Origin of the sequence: Micromonospora sp. NPDC047707, assembly GCF_040704235.1 — a bacterium.
In the GTDB taxonomy this organism is placed as follows: domain Bacteria; phylum Actinomycetota; class Actinomycetes; order Mycobacteriales; family Micromonosporaceae; genus Micromonospora.
In genome coordinates, this window is sequence record NZ_JBEYSU010000043.1 from 1 (window position 1) to 14,350 (window position 14,350).

The window sequence follows — 14,350 nt, forward strand, 5'->3', positions numbered from 1 at the left end:
TCGGTTGTCCTCACAAACCATCGATGATCAACGCGGTGGCCGTCTTCATGCCCGCGCCACGCCCAACGCCGAAGCCAAGTGACGTTGGAGTATTAAGTTCTGGGTAGGTCAGCGAACGCGAGGCACACCGAGACACTCCGTCCATTGGTCTCGAAACGCAAGACCGGCCAGCCGGCCGCCCCAACCTTTGCGTCCAGGAACTCGCCCCGGGCAGCTAGGGCTTGCCGCGCCTCCATGTGAGCCACACTCGGGTTGGCGAGCGGAACAAAGAACATCAGGACGGCTGCAGTGTCTTTGTTGTCCAGATAACCGAACAGCTGAGTTAGAGCTTCCTGGGCCTTCGACGCCCCACGCCACCACTTACATTCACAAATGAAAACCTTCGCCGGTCCTGCTCCGGCATTTACTGCGTCAGCCCTGATATAGATATCGGACTTTCCTCCGCGACTGTAAACCTCCCGATGAGCTCCCGGCAATGCCGCGTTTAGCGTGGCCGTAAGGAGATCGCTGATCCTATCCTCAACCAGACTGGCGTAAGCCTTGGGATGCCGCTCTACTGCGTCCACCCAGATTCGTATAGTACGTATCACATCGTCGAAGGTTGCGTCAGCTAGTCGTGACCGCTGCTCGACGTGGACATCTTGCGGAGACGGAGCGGCCACCCCTCCGCCTATCAATGCCGGGTCAGCCTCCAGTCGAGGCTCTGGGTACTTCCAGCCGTTCGGCCAAGTAAGGCTCGCTTGGACGGCGCGACGTGCCTCGATTTGCCTTCGTCGTGCTTCAATAACTACACGGAGCTTCTCAGGAAGATCGGAGTCAAAGAAGGCCGTGGTCTGAGCCGCAATAGCAGTAACGATTGGCTCGATGCGGGCCCGTTGCTTGTTCACCTCGGCGTGCAGGTCGAGTTCGCCCCGAGCGACATCCTCCTCGTCCTCTTGAGTCAGATCCAGCCAGGTGTAAAGGGCACGGGGTCCGTGGTCAGTTCGATCACCGAGAAACCACCGCTCCTGAGCCAGTTCGAGCTCGTAAGTGCGCATATCGTGTTCCAGCTCTGGAGGGCAGGCCCGGAAGCCGGCTTCGCCCTCGCCGAGTGGCGCAGCGTCAATTGGCTGCAGCTCAGATTCTGCGGCGTCCGGCCAGTAGTCCAGCAGTTCGATTTCGCCCTCAACCTGGACGGCAATGTAGTGACGCTCCGTCAGGTGCCGTATGCCGCCGCTCCCTGGCCGCCGACGGCCTTCTCCCACCGAGGCTCGCTCTTGGCCGAGCAGTCGCGGCGGCTGGACGCGCATCTCGTCAACCAGTAGGCGAATCAAGGTCTCGTCCGGCTCCTCGATCTCCTCGGCACTCATCCTCGCGATTTTCATCTGCGCCGGGGCAGCATAGGCGGAGTTCAGGAAGTCGGAAAGGAGGCGGTTTTCGCGGTGCCACGAGCGAAATAGACCTTGGATCACCATCAAAGTGTAGCTGCGAGGCGGCCCTTCTGCATTGGCCCACGCCGTGCAACCAGTCCAACTCGGTTCTTTCGACGTCGTTCAGCGCGACCATCAGCCCGCCTGCCGCGTGGGTCATCCATGGCATGAGCTACCCAGGATTACGCGCGGGACTCGATTGATGCCGCGTTAATCAGCCGGGGCAGGGCTGAGACGTAGTGAAGTCGGCAACGTTCATCACTCGAAGGCGATCGAATGTCAGGAAGGCCGGCGGCCACCCCGCAGCCGAGCTCAAGTGTTGGCCGGGTCTTCGCCAGCAGCGGGCAAGTAACAGTCGCTCAAGAGACCAACGGCCACGTGGTCGAGGCTCTTGGTAGTGGTGAGTGTGACCGTGACCGCCGTGCTGGGGTCACGGGCCGACAGCGAGCTTCGGGTGCCGTCGGCGAAGGTGCGGTCCTCGGTGATGTCGTAGCCCTGCTGTCGCAGCGCTTCCCGAACACGGGCGAGCGTGGCGAGCTGCTCGGCCGGAGCGACCCGAAGGTTGGCCGAGGCGCCCAGGTACCACCGACCGTCATCGGCGATCTCGCCGCGCTGTCCCTCACACGGCACGGTGTTGGTGCTCCAGTTCTCCAGCGGACCGCCCGCCGCATCGGCAACCGCCTGCGCCCGGGTCTGCACCAGCTGAAGCACCTCCGCCACCGACTTCGTCTGCAACGGCTCTCCCTTACTCCGCGGGTCGTCGTCGGCCTTGTCGCCAGTACAAGCGGTCGCGGCGATGGCGAACGCGACGGCAGCAAGCGAAAGGCGCCAGAATCTGGCGGTGCAGCGGTTCACGGTCAGGGTGCCTCTCCGTGTTCGAGCGCGACAGCGTCGTAGTCGCCGATGATCACTGCTGCCTGCGAGTTCAGGACCTGGCTGTTCGGTCTCCAGTAGTCACTATGGCCGGAGGTGTCGACATCCAGTACGTTGCCGCCGAACTCGGGGTTGTGCGGCGCCGGCCCGTGGATGCCCACGGCTCCTTCGGCAAACCAGCCGCCGACGATCGGCACACCGGTCAGCCAGCGGGCATTCTGTTCGGGCCGGGCGACGAAGGTGTCGTCGCTTGCGGCGCCGGCCCAGACGTGGCGGGCGTCGAGGTTGAAGTCGCCAGCGTTCTCGACGCGCATCCCGGGGCTTCCGACAGCGATGACGTCGTCCGCGGCGATGCCGTCGCCGCGGCTGGCGGCTTCCCCGAGCACGGTCGAGCCGTAGCTGTGCCCGATCACCGTCAGGTGGGAGGCGCTGGGGTCGTGGGCGGCGCGCAGCCCGTCGACGAAGCCGTCGAGTGCTCGCGCGCCGGCTTCGGACTTACCGCCGAACGGCGCGGTGACGATGTCGGTGTCGACCGAGGGAGTGTCGTAACCGAGCCAGGCCACGACGGCGACCGGCGGTCCGGTCGGGTCGAGCTTGACCGCGGTGTCCTGCAGGAGGCTCGCCCGGTTGATCAAGCCGCGGATGCCGTCGAGCTCGCTGCCGACGCCGGGAACGAGGACCGCAGTGTGGCCGGCCGTGTCCGGGTTTCCGATGGCAACCGCCGCCGTCCCATCACCCGTCGGATCGACGGATAGCAGATACAGGCGCTTGTCGGGTGGGGCGTTCTCGGCACTCTCCAGCTTGTCGAGGAGCATCAGCGCGGTGGCGTGCTGCGGGCTGTCGAGACCGGCCTGCTGGTTGACGTTGTCACCGACGAAGGCGCGCAGCGCAAGCTGGTTGGCGAAGTCACGGTCAGTCGCCGGCAGGCCGTCCAGGGCGCCGAGCCGCTCGGGGTACGCGGCCAGGTACACCTGCCGCTCATCCGCTGACAGGCCGCTCCACCAGGCGCGTACGGCGCCGGGGTCACTGCCAAGCACGGGGATGCTGGCCTCGCTGAGTCCGAGGGCTGCGGCGGCGCTCTGCGCTGCGTCGCGGACCTTGTTGTACTCCCACGCGTGCTGGCCCGGCATCCCCGCCTTCAGCTGGGTCAGCGCCCGGGCGATCCGGTTGTCGACCTCGGTGGCCTCGTTGACGATCCTCACGATAAGGTCGCTGTAGATGCGCGCGTTCTCCATCTCGCGGCGATGCGTGAGGTCGGCGTCCGGGTCATGCCGCTCGTCCGCCGACATCATCGGCGCGGAGACACGACCCGAGTCGTCAACGCGCAGGCCCAAGGAGGCAGCTGCATCGACCGCTGCATCGAGCCGCCTTTGCAGATCCTCGAGCTGCTCGGCCGCCTCCCGCAGCAGGCTGGCGGCAGTCCGGGTCTGCAGGCTTGCGACCTCGAACTCGTCGTCGAGTTCGTTGAGCCGCCGCAGCGCCTCGGTGGCGGCCGGCCCTTGCCATCCAGAGCTGCGGAGCGGACCGGTCAGTTCGACGCCGCACCGCTCTTCCATCTTGGCGCACGCCCGTGCCAGGTCCGCCCACGCCTGCGCAGCGAACCTGACTGGCCCCAGTCGGGCGTCACGAAGGTCGGCATAGGTGACCATCGTGAGTCACCGCCGGCGGATGTCGAAGCGCGTCGCGCTGGCTTCGTCGCTGTAGCGGTAGTCCCTCGCGCACCCTCGAAGCCCATCGCCGACCTTCTCAAGGTAACTGGTCAGCTTGGCCAGGTCGTCCGACCACGACCACCGCAACTGCTCCAACGCCGTCCGCGTCTGCCACCCGGCCAACCCGGCTACCGCGCCATCCGTCTCGTCTCCGACATCGGCCGCGCTCTTCCGCAGCTCATCGCGTAGCTCATCGGCAACCTGCGCTGCCCGATCCAGCAGTTCCGGCTCGACGCGAAGCTCCACGACTGTGCGCCCTCCCCCGAGATGTTGCGAGCCTACAGTAACCACGCCAATCCAAAGAGCAGCAGCAGGAGGTGACCTTCCTGCACTGCGCGCAGTCAACGTGAACGAGGGCGTGCACGCCTCGGTGTCATCTCAGGTGTCGGGCTTGACGACACTCGAGGCAAAGAAGACGTTGGTCGTGGTGGGTGGGGAAAAGCCTGAGCGGCGGCGACGGGCTGACCGCCATCCCGGTCGACGTCATGCTGCTGCAGTAGCGCCTGGGTGAGATCCTGCACCACGTCGTCGTCCTTTACCGCCGGCCGCCAGCGCTCGGTGGTGCCGAAGACGAGGGAGCCCGCCTGCCGCCGCAGAGATGACTCGGCCCGGACGGAAAGCTCCCGCCGTTGCAGAGCAGCGGTCAGCCCCTTGTGGAGCGTCGCGGCCATGAACGGAAGCTCGGCATCGAGACGCGAGATCTGTTGGTGGCGCAGTTCCCCGCGTCCGCCGCGGCGGATCGGCGATCGTGACCGTAGCCAGCGCAGGGCTTCTGCCAACTCCGCTGCAGCGTCCCGGGCCGGACCGACCGGTGGGGTGGCACGAAGCTCCGCGGCCGCGATCGCCGCCTGCCGCCACCCGCCGACCATCTTCGGGTCGCCTCCGCTGGTGAGCATGTGCACGGCCAGCCCAACTTGAGTTCCGAGCTGGAGGTGCTCGCCGGTGAGCTGCGCCGGGTTGTGCCACATCCAGGTTCGAGCGGCGGCGAGGGCCGCGATCGCATCGTCTACGGTGCTGACGCCGGGAGCGGGATTCAGCGGAGACCGAGCGACATTGAGGTCGCTCAGTGGTGCCTGTCCACTCCCTGCGGCGACGAGGTCGCGGGCGACTGTGCTGAGGCGACTGCTGGCGGTCCACTTGGCGGTCACCGCCACCGGTCGGTAGATCTCGGCCAGGGAGCCCGGCGCGTGCTCGAGCCATCTGGGCAGTGCGATATCGATCATTACCGCGCGAGCGGTCAACCTGGCGAGGTCCGCGAGGCCGGACTGGACTCCGCCGCCGGCGCGGATGGCGAGCCCTTCTGGTGTACGCGGTCCTCGGCCAGGCGGAACGTGGCTGGCGAGGATGTCGCCGATCACGCCGATGGCATCCGCAGCCCGACGCAACGAGCGCGCCGGCTCAGTACGGACGATCGCGGGAGTGGATGGGAACTGACGGTCAACGATCGCAGCGGCTCGCAGCCCGACGTAGAACTTGGTCAGCGTCTGCCCGCGTCGCGTCAGGATCGCCGAAGCTTGCGCCCGATCCGGCGTTTCCGGTGTCGGGCGGCCACCGACCAGTAGTTCGGTCGCTCTGGCCAACTGGGCGAAGATGGCGCATCTGGCCGTGACGGCGGTGTTGATGTCGGCTGCGGTGTTTGCGCGCCGTTGGCCCATCGCCACGTTGGCCGCGCTCAGCGCCTCGTACGCCTCCCTGCGCCAGTGACCGAAGGTCATCCCAGGGCCGCTGCCGCGCGCCGAAGTTGCTGGGCGCCGGCGTCGTGACTGAGCCGTCGGGCCAACTCGAAGCGCTCATCGACCGCGCACCGCTCGTGGTAGCGAGCGAGTAGCTCGAGCATGCCGGTCACTGCGAGGCGGGTCTCCGCATCGTCCCGGACCGGGGCCTCAGCTTCGACGACCACCTCTCGGTGATCCGAGTACAGCCTCGCTCGGAGGTCGAGGAGCTCCAGGCCGAAGCGGTCCCATGCGATGTCGCTACCGGCCAGCCGTTTCCACGCCTCACACGCCAGATGCATCGCGGCGGCGGCAGCGAGATCGCCGGCTTCGCCGCGTAGGCGAGCGCTGATTTCCTTCGCCGCCTCGACGTACTTCATGTCGTCTCCATGGTTGATGGTCTGCAAGAGGATCGACCTCGCTCCGTATGTCGTGTCGTTGTGATAGCAAGTCGTGTCTCAGGTCAGTCGAAGATCGTCAGTTGGTAGCCCTTCCCCCGGATCCGCTTACGGAAGTCGCAGCGAACACGTCCGGCAGGAGGTCGCGCAGTAGCGCGTAGGTGGTGGGCGCCAGATCCTCCGGTACCTCGGCTTCCCGTGCGCGCATCAGCTCCCCGAGCAGGTTGCGCAGCTCTGCGGCGTGGCCCTCGGCGTGGGCGGCCCGCATGATGTCGCGCCATGGTTCGTCGTCGGCGCGATCGGGATCGGCCAACCACGCCTGCTGTACGGCCCATCGAGCATTGGCCGTGTCCCCCGCTTCGAGGTACAGCTGCGCGAGGTCGTGGGCGGTGTCCACGATCGCAGAGGTGATGTGCCCGGGATAGATGTCCGACTCGGGCAGCCAGGTGAAGGGGTTGCGGGTGCCGGAGGCGTACGCGCGATCAGCGCCGTCGAGGGGTGCTCCCCGAACGAGTTCCAGCGCAGCCCGTAGGTCCTTGACCCCGGCTGGGCCGCGGCTCTGCCCGCGACTGCGCAGGCGGCGGAACAGATGCCAGTCCAGCAGGTAGCCCGGATCGAGCCGGTACAGGCGGTCGGATCCCATCTCTGGCAACCAGGCGGTGCCGTCCTGCCTCTCCCCCAGCCAGCGACGGGCCCGGGTGATGGCGACCCGGCGGCTGGCATCCTTGACCTGCTGGTCGGGCCACAGCGCATCGGTGAGCTGCTCGGCGGAGGCTCCTCGGGCGCCTCGCTGGGCGAGGTAGACGATGAGCTCCGCGTGGAAGCGGCGGCGTTGGGCTGGCGCCGGACCGGGCGCATCGATGCTCACCGGACCGAGCACGGCGATACGGGGCCGAGTCTCATCCTGCTCACGCCAAGCCCGTAGGTCCGAGTCGAGTTCCGGGTCGGACTGGCGGCGCCGCTGCCGGATCGCCGCGTTGATCTCGCGGCCAGGCGCAGAAGATAGCGCCCGGCCGCTGCCGAACCTCGGCACAGCAGTAATGGGGTCCGCTGATGCCGACGCGTCGGGAACATCGCGATCAGCGTCTTCCGGTGCTTCGGGTGCTGCCTGGTCGGCAGTCTCGGTGGCGGTAAGGAGCTCGAGCACTGAGCCGGCGGCGTCGGTGCCTTCGGCCCAGTGCTCCAGTTCGGCCGCCGGCGGCGTCGGCTCGTAGGTCGCGTTCCGCGCCTGCGCCATGATCTCGACAAGTGGCTCAAGCTCGCGCACGGGTAGGCCGGCCGCCACTCCCTCGACGAGCAGGAACGGCAGTGCGAGTTGAAGCATCCCGTCCTCGTCGATTACGGCTGTGTTCGGGCCGGTCGCTGCGTGGACCCTCGTGGTGGTGGCTACAGCGACAGCGCACCGGCCGGCCTCCCGTAGTTCTCGGCCGAGCTCGTCGAGCAGGTCGAGATCGTCGACGTCCGGATCAGCGACGAGCAGCACTTGAGGTGCCCATGCTTCGCCGTTGTCGGAGATGCGGCCGGCGAGGGCGTCCGCTACTCCGGAGGCGCTCAGAGCGGCGGTCACCGCGGTGCGGCGCCGTCGAAGGCGACTGACGGCTTCGGTGATTGAGGAAGCTGCCCGCACCCGGTCCGGGTTGAGAGCGGTCAGCAGCTCTGTCTCGCGTGCAGGGAACCCCGTGAGGACGATCTCGACCTCGTCGGACCACGCGTTGCAGGCGAGTTCGCAGGCGACGTGGCGCAGCAGGGCCAGGGTGCGTTCGCTGTCGCCGGCGATGGTGAGGCTGCCCAGGCGTTCGAGGTCGAGAAGGAGATGCCGTCCCGGTTGAGACCCGACGGCGACGAGGGCTGGTAGCGGCGCGAGCTGCTCGGTGACGGGCGGGACCGTGGCGTCTGCGGGCAGGGTCCAGTGACGGTGGTCGCCGATCCACGGGGCGGGTGGCTGCGGCGCCGGTTCGGTGAGCACGACGGTGACGCTCTGATCAACGATCCAGGCAGCGGCGATGTCCGGTAGGGGCTCCTCGCGATCGGCCAACGCTGCGGCAAGGCTGCGTAGAGCGAGATCGAGCCGGTCGACGTCGGCAGGTTGTTCGGCGACCCGCATCGCCCGTTCCGTCGCTCCGCCGCGAGGATGCGGCAGGCGGTGACCGGGCTGGCGGTGCTGGCGTTGATGCCTCCGCTGCCGCATCACTGAGGTGAGCAGCAGGGCAGAGAGGAGACCTGCGCTGGCGAGCGCCCCCAGCAGGATGCCCTCGTTGACGTCGCCTTCCACTTCCGGCTGTGTGCCTCCCGGGTCCGTTTCGGCGGTCGCTGGCTGGTCGGTGGGACGTGCCGTGGCTGTCGGGTTGTCAGCAGGGGCGCTGGCCGAGGCGGAGGGGGCGGCCGGAGCAGCCGGCGGGCTTGTGGGCACGGCGGTTGGCGACGGGGCGGCGTCTCCGGGCTTTGGACCTCCGGTCTCCGCCGGGTCCGAGCCCCGGCCTTCGTTCGGCGTACGGGAATCGCCCGCCGGACCGCCGGATTCCATCGGCGTGCGGTCGCCGACGACCCGGCCCTGAGCGTGCTCGACGGGGCCGCTGTCGCGGGCATCCTCGGGTAGGCGAATGTGCCATCCGGGCTCGATGTGGTCGGGGAAGCGGTCGTCACGCCGCTCGAGCTGCGGGTTGAGAGCGGCGATCTCGCCGTAGCGGTCGGCGTCGCCAAGGAAACGCTGCGCGACGCCCGACAGCCAGTCGCCGCGCGCCACCGAGTAGGTCACCGACTCAGCCGTCCCGGCAGGCGCAGCCTGGGTCAACGTAATGGCGGCGGTCGGTGCGACGGATAGCGGAATTCGCAGTGTCCACCCGGCGTAGACCCGTGTCTTGCCCGGTTGCAGGCTGCGCCCGTCTGGTTGCGGTAGCCCCTGGTTCGCCTCGGCCAGGCGCTGCCACGGGACGTTGTACCGCTCCGCGATGGCGAGCAGGCTCTCGCCACGCTCCACGAGGTGCTCAAGGTAGTCCTCGTTGGTCGCCTTGCTGTGTTGAGCGACCGGTGGGGTGATCCGGTCGCTGGTCAGCTGGGCAGCTCCGACCGCGACGGGTTGAACGACGACGCTAGGCACGGCAGCCGAGGCCAGGGCTGGTGCAGCAAACGCGCCGACGATGGCGGCAACCAGCGCGGCGGCGGCTTGCTGCTGCAGGCGCATGCCGGGGATCCGTGTGACGTGGCGTGGAACGCGTCCCTTCCGGAGGCCCTGCACCTGTGCAGCAGCCTCCGCTAGGACGGCGACGAGGAAGGTGACCCAGGCCCACGCGGCCAGGAGAGCTGCCACCCAGCCGACCAGCGCCAGTGCCCGCAGGAACAGGTCGCCGTCGTCGCGGGCGCTGAGTGCCTGCCAGGCCTGGCTGATGGCGGCGCTCGGATCTTCGGTGAGGGTGGCCATCCAGCTGCCGAGTTCGGCGAGCGGATTACCGGCGGCCCAGAGCAACGCGGGTGGCAGGGCGGCGATCACAGCGAGCAGAGCGACCGCGCCAACGCCGGTGACTACCTGTTGGCCGCGGCCAGCGGTGGGTGCAGTGCGTGCCACGGGTGCTCCTTTGCAGGCTGCTACTGGGCGATCAGGTTCGCGGTCGCTCGGCCGGTCACGGTCGTGCCGGTGCCGCCAGCGAAGAGGTCGAGCAGGATCGGGTTGTAGGAGACGGTGACCGTGACGGTGAGTCGCTGGGCGTCGTCGACGGTGACGCTGCCGGTGACCCCGTCGAGGTCGTCGAGATACGCCTGCACGGCGGGGACGGCGAGCGAGGCGTCGATCTCCTTGGCACCTCCGTCGATGGCTTGTCCGGCCTTGATCGCTTGCCCGCCGGCCCGGGCCGCCTCGGCGGCGATGTTGTCCGCTCGCTGGTACGCGCGCACCTTGGCGCCGCCGTCGACGACGAGGCCGACAAGTGCGAGCAGGGCCGGCGCGAGTACGGCGTACCAGATCGTGATCCGGCCCTGGTCGTTGCCGAGCCGGCGGATCGCGGCTCTCATGATCTTCCCCGGTAGGTGTCCAACGGGCTGGTGAAGGATGCGCTGATCCGTACCGAGCCCGGCATGCCCGGTAGCGCGACGTCGGAGAAGGTCGCGGTGCAGGCAAGCCTGGCGGTGACGGTGGCGGGTTGCCCGACAGGTACGTCGAAGCCTGCAGTCGAGACCGTGACGTTCAGGCTCGTGCAGCTCAGCCCCTGGGCATTGAGAGTGGTGTTCGCCGCCGCCAGTGCCTGCGCGCTAGCCTCGCCTGAGGTACGTGCCAAGGAGGCGGTGCGTGCGGCGTCGTAGGCCGCCGCTTCGAGAGCTTGCCGAGCAAGGTTGACCCGGCCACCGATGACCGCAGTGGTGAACAGCGCCAGGATCGCCGGCGCGACCACGGCCATCTCGATGGACGCCGATCCGCGTTCTCCGTCGGTCCACCTCGTTTTCATGGTGCGGTCGGCCGTTCGACGGGTCCGTGCGCGGACTTGCTGATCGTCCAGCTGAATCCGGGAAGCACGGCGATCGCCCGGCCGGTGACGGTGACTCGCACCTCCGTCGTCGTACGGGTGACGACGACCTGGCGGTCCTCCAGGCCGGCCCCGGCTGTGGACAGGAAGTTCACGGCTCGGGCCTCGCCGGCTGCGGCCGTGGACTGGTAGCCACGGGCGCCGTTGACTCCCTGGGTGGCGGCGGCCAAGGCGATGGATTGGGCGAAGAAGACCAGGCCGGTCTGCACCACGGCGAAGGTGAGCAGGAGCATCGGCAGGGCGATGACGGCGAACTCCACCGGCGAGCTGCCCCGGTCACGAAGGCAGGGGCGGGTCCGCCCGCGCCAAATCGGGCGCGGGCGAACCACACGTATCTTCCTCACGGCTGGGTGGGGATGAGTGCGACCCAGCCGTTGGCGACGGCGACGATCGCCCCGGCCACGACCACGGCACCGGCGACGAGGATGGCGGTGATGACGGCGGTGCCGACGGGGCTGTCGCCTCGGTCGGCCTCAGCCGGATCGGTCATGAGCTGCCAACTGGCTGCGAGGTGGGCGACGAGAGCGCGGATGGTGTGCATGGCGGGATCCCTCCGTGAGTGGTTGCGGGTCAGCGGACGAACAGGCGGGCCATGAACGGGTAGCCGATGAGGACGAGGAGCACGAGGATCAGCGCCGCGGCGGGGATGTCGAGCTTGTTGGTGCGTAGCTCGGCTTGAGCGAGGGCTTCGGTGCGGATCCGGTCCCGCATCGAGTCGGCGCGAGCGCGCAGCGTCTGGTGTACGTTGGCGCCCTCGTTGCCGGCGGTGCGCATGATGTCTGCCAGGTCGCCGAGCTCGATGACCTCGATGTCGCGGGCGAGGACCTTCAGTTCGTCCCACGGCGGCCGCAGCTGGAGCTGCGCGCTGAGCAGGGCTTCCCGGATTCGGGCGAAGACCCAGCCCTGGCAGACACTGGCCGCTCGGTCCAACGACTCGACCGGGCCGTGACCACCGAGGACCTGGTGGGAGGCGAGGTCCAAATAGGTGCACATGGCTCGGGTGAACTCCGCCCGAGCGGCAGCGGCCTTGACGGTGACCTCCCGATGGGCCAACACCACGCCAGCCAACGCGGCGGCAATTGTGCCAGCGACGGGAATGAAGACGGGTATCGGCAGTGCCAGGACCGCGACGGCGATCGTGATCAACGCCGGCAGGATGAGGCAGAACAGCGCGGACAGCCCAAGGGTGAGCAGGTACTGGTCGGTGCTGCGGCTGAGCAGCCGCAGGTCGGCGTGCGGCACCGCGAATCGGCGCCGGAGCCAGCTGATGCCGGCCGGCGGACTGCTCGGGCTGCTCATCGCGTGCAGCCGGCGAAGCGCGGGCCCGAGTGCCGGCGGGGCCGGGATCAGCTGGACGACCAGCAGGAACAGCCCAAGCCCCGCCATCGCACCGGCGATGACCATCGCGGTGAGGTGACCGTTGCTCATGCCGACGCTCCCACGGACCCCACGCCGGCCGGCGGCAGTAGGCGCTCCCGCTTGGGTGGAAGGCTCAGTGTGCGTACCGAGGTCATCAGGGCGACGTAGAGCGCGGCGAGGAAAAGCAGGACGAGCTGCCCCAGCCTGCTGCCGTAGGGCTGCAGGTAGTGCGGGTTGAGCACCCCGTACGCCAGGAGCAGGATGGTCATTCCGGTCAGGAACCGCACCGCGAAGCGGGGGCCTTCGCGCTTGGCGTCCACCGTCGCGCGCATCTCGATCTCCGCCGCGATGGACCGGCTGATGCCGGTCAGCACCTCGTGCAGTCCCTCACCGCGGTCGGTGACGTGCAGCATGAGCGGTGCGATGACCTGGTCGGCGGTGTAATCGTTGAGGTCCTCGGCCAGCTGCTGCAGTGCGGCGATCGGGTCTACACCGGCCTGCAGCCGCGCCGCGAGGTCACGGATCTCCTGCTCGATGAGCTGCGGCGCCGTCGCGGCGGTTGCCACGACCGCCTGTTGCAGGCCGATTCCCCGGGCGACGATGTCCGCCAGGCGGCGGGTCCACGCCTCGACGGCCTCCAGCCGCGCGATCGCGTGCTTCTCTATCCGTCCGGCGGCGAACAGCCAGGGTACGCCCGGCACAGCGACGCCGATGATCGCCCCGGCCGCGGGCCAGCCGGTCAGGAGCCAGGTCAAAGCGGCGGAAACGACGGCGATGATCAGCTTGACCTGATGGTTCCGCTGCTCGTGGCGGGTCCGCCCGGGCCCGGTCCACCAACGGCGGGCCTTCTGTTGCAGCGCCGACGGTGGACGGGAAGGCCGGGTAGTTCCCACGACGCCGGCCACACCGACCACGGCGCCCGCGGCCGCGAGCAGCCCCGCGAGCACAGCGGCGAGGTCGAGCAGGCTCATGGCCGCCTCGCCAGCGTCTCGAGGCGGCTGGTCCACGCACCACGGTTGTGCTGCCCTTGCTGGATGTAGCTGGTGAGCTGGCGAGGGTCGTAGCTGACTCGCAGGAAGGACTCGAGCAGCCGTTCAGGCAGGTGTCGCGGTACGGCTCGCCCATCCGGCCCGGGCCCGAAGATCTGCGTGGTGACGAGGTGCTCGCCACTCATCCCACCGACCTCGACGATCTCTGAGACGTAGCGGTGCTTGCGCCCGCCGAGCTTGGTCTCGTCCTCCACGCTGAGGTACACGATGAGGTCGATGGCACCGGCGGCCATCCGTCGCGCCAGCTCAGCGGTCATCTCGGGTCCGTGCTGCAGCGCGAGCTCGATGACGCGATCCATGACGGCCCGAGGATGGCGAGCGTGGATGGTGCAGAGCGATCCCCTGCTGGTGGCCATGGCCTGCAGCATCGGCACGATCTCCCGGGACCGAACCTCGCCGACGATGATTCGCTGGACCGACATCCGAAGGGTCAGCGGGATCATGTCCATGATCGTGACCTCGCCGGCGGGTCGGCCGTCGACACCGCGGGATCCGTGCCCTTCCCGGGTTTCGAGGCTCATCGCCCAGCGGTGCCGCCCGGTGGTGTGCAGGCCGAGTTCGCGCGATTCCTCCAGGGTGACGAACTGCTCGCCGGCAGGGATCTCGCGAGCCAGGCCGCGAAGCAGGGTGGTCTTCCCGGCGTCGGCGAGGCCAGCGACCATGATGTTCAGGCCGGCGGCCATCGCCGCCTTGAGGAACTGGCAGATCAGCTCGTCCATGGCGCCGTACCGGTCGCGAAGATCCTCGAGGCTGACGTCCATCAGGGTGTGCCGGCGGATGGCGGCATAGGGCCGGACCGACACCTGCATGAGTACGGTGAGGCGGCTGCCGTCCGGCAGCTGCATGTCCAACCAGGGCTTGGTGGACGACAACGAACGCTCCGTCGCGCCCGCGCGCATCGCGAGCACCTGGAACATGTCGACCAGTTCCTTGTCGCTGTCGGCAACCGGCTCCCCGACGGTGATCCGTCCGTCGGTGTGCTCGATCCGCACGTTGTCGCAGCCGAGGATGTGGATGTTGACGATGTCCGTACGGTCCAGCAGCTGCTGAAGGCGCCCCAGGCCGAACATGTCGGCGGCGACGGCATCGAGCAGGGCGTCCTCTTCCGCTTGCGATATCGGCTGTCCGGCCTGGTGCAGAGCGTCGACGTGCTCGCGTACCAGCCGCGCGGCAATGCGCTCCGCTTCCGCCTGGCGGTGACCTGGGGAGACGTTGGGTGTCTCGCGGAGCGCGGCAGTCAGCTCGCCGCTGACTCGTGCTCGCAGCAGCCGCACCGCTGCGTAGTCGATCTTGACCGGCATCCTCCCTTGTTCCACGACGGGTGGCG

The 14,350-nt window shown here is 68.4% G+C and carries 14 protein-coding genes; all 14 read right to left on the reverse strand.

The window, feature by feature from the left end; all coding sequences use genetic code 11:
* Window positions 1–92: 92 nt before the first annotated feature.
* Window positions 93–1,454 carry a hypothetical protein gene (locus AB0873_RS28455; RefSeq protein WP_366603515.1) on the reverse strand — a complete coding sequence of 454 codons (1,362 nt, stop codon included), beginning with the start codon at window positions 1,452–1,454 and terminating at the stop codon, window positions 93–95.
* 267 nt (window positions 1,455–1,721) lie between these two features.
* Window positions 1,722–2,264 carry a hypothetical protein gene (locus AB0873_RS28460; protein ID WP_366603516.1) on the reverse strand — a complete coding sequence of 181 codons (543 nt, stop codon included), beginning with the start codon at window positions 2,262–2,264 and terminating at the stop codon, window positions 1,722–1,724.
* Between the two features lie 2 nt (window positions 2,265–2,266).
* A complete protein-coding gene (locus tag AB0873_RS28465; RefSeq protein ID WP_366603517.1) occupies window positions 2,267–3,931 on the reverse strand; it encodes an alpha/beta hydrolase in 1,665 nt (554 codons plus the stop codon).
* Window positions 3,932–3,937: 6 nt separating this feature from the next.
* Window positions 3,938–4,237, reverse strand: a complete 300-nt coding sequence (locus AB0873_RS28470; protein ID WP_366603518.1) for a type VII secretion target — start codon at window positions 4,235–4,237, stop codon at window positions 3,938–3,940.
* Window positions 4,238–4,332: 95 nt separating this feature from the next.
* Window positions 4,333–5,706, reverse strand: a complete 1,374-nt coding sequence (locus tag AB0873_RS28475; RefSeq protein ID WP_366603519.1) for a hypothetical protein — start codon at window positions 5,704–5,706, stop codon at window positions 4,333–4,335.
* Window positions 5,703–6,083 (reverse strand): hypothetical protein, encoded by a 381-nt coding sequence (locus tag AB0873_RS28480; protein ID WP_366603521.1) that lies wholly within the window; start codon window positions 6,081–6,083, stop codon window positions 5,703–5,705. Before AB0873_RS28480 ends, AB0873_RS28475 begins: the two co-directional genes overlap by 4 nt.
* A 97-nt stretch (window positions 6,084–6,180) precedes the next feature.
* Window positions 6,181–9,663 (reverse strand): LysM peptidoglycan-binding domain-containing protein, encoded by a 3,483-nt coding sequence (locus AB0873_RS28485; RefSeq protein WP_366603522.1) that lies wholly within the window; start codon window positions 9,661–9,663, stop codon window positions 6,181–6,183.
* Window positions 9,664–9,683: 20 nt separating this feature from the next.
* Window positions 9,684–10,106, reverse strand: a complete 423-nt coding sequence (locus AB0873_RS28490) for a TadE/TadG family type IV pilus assembly protein (RefSeq protein ID WP_366603523.1) — start codon at window positions 10,104–10,106, stop codon at window positions 9,684–9,686.
* Window positions 10,103–10,537 (reverse strand): TadE family protein, encoded by a 435-nt coding sequence (locus tag AB0873_RS28495; protein WP_366603525.1) that lies wholly within the window; start codon window positions 10,535–10,537, stop codon window positions 10,103–10,105. The genes AB0873_RS28490 and AB0873_RS28495 overlap by 4 nt, the downstream gene beginning before the upstream one ends.
* Complete coding sequence (locus AB0873_RS28500) at window positions 10,534–10,875, reverse strand: TadE family protein (protein WP_366603527.1); 342 nt, start codon at window positions 10,873–10,875, stop codon at window positions 10,534–10,536. The genes AB0873_RS28495 and AB0873_RS28500 overlap by 4 nt, the downstream gene beginning before the upstream one ends.
* An 80-nt stretch (window positions 10,876–10,955) precedes the next feature.
* A complete protein-coding gene (locus tag AB0873_RS28505) occupies window positions 10,956–11,156 on the reverse strand; it encodes a hypothetical protein (protein ID WP_366603529.1) in 201 nt (66 codons plus the stop codon).
* A gap of 29 nt (window positions 11,157–11,185) precedes the next feature.
* The gene (locus AB0873_RS28510) at window positions 11,186–12,043 is read right to left on the reverse strand and encodes a type II secretion system F family protein (protein ID WP_366603531.1); all 858 of its coding nucleotides are present in this window, start codon (window positions 12,041–12,043) and stop codon (window positions 11,186–11,188) included.
* Window positions 12,040–12,945: a type II secretion system F family protein gene (locus AB0873_RS28515; RefSeq protein WP_366603533.1), complete on the reverse strand. Its 906-nt coding sequence runs from the start codon at window positions 12,943–12,945 to the stop codon at window positions 12,040–12,042. The genes AB0873_RS28510 and AB0873_RS28515 overlap by 4 nt, the downstream gene beginning before the upstream one ends.
* Window positions 12,942–14,324 (reverse strand): ATPase, T2SS/T4P/T4SS family, encoded by a 1,383-nt coding sequence (locus tag AB0873_RS28520; RefSeq protein WP_366603535.1) that lies wholly within the window; start codon window positions 14,322–14,324, stop codon window positions 12,942–12,944. Before AB0873_RS28520 ends, AB0873_RS28515 begins: the two co-directional genes overlap by 4 nt.
* Between the last annotated feature and the right edge of the window lie 26 nt (window positions 14,325–14,350).